A 233-nucleotide genomic window follows, 5' to 3' on the forward strand; every position below is an offset into this window, starting at 1 on the left:
GTCCAGGGCAGCTTCCGTCGCGGCGAGATGGTGGTCTGTGTGGACCAGGGCGGGCGCGAAGTGGCACGCGGCCTGGTCAACTACAGTGCGCTGGAGGCGCAGAAGATCCTCGGTCAGCCGACGGATGCCATCGAGGCCTTGCTCGGCTACGTGGATGGGCCGGAGCTGGTGCATCGCGACAATTTGGTTCTGGTCTGAGGAGAGGGCGAATGCGCAAGCTCGCGGGGTTGCTG

At 65.7% G+C, this 233-nt stretch carries 1 protein-coding gene; it reads left to right on the top strand.

Annotated features, from left to right (window positions below):
• Positions 1–198, top strand: a 198-nt coding sequence (locus ACLJNW_RS28750) for a PUA domain-containing protein (RefSeq protein ID WP_410962097.1), incomplete at its 5' end; no start/stop codon positions are given.
• Between the last annotated feature and the right edge of the window lie 35 nt (positions 199–233).

Source organism: Salmonella sp. SAL4457 (assembly GCF_046548235.1).
Lineage (GTDB): Bacteria > Pseudomonadota > Gammaproteobacteria > Enterobacterales > Enterobacteriaceae > Salmonella > Salmonella enterica.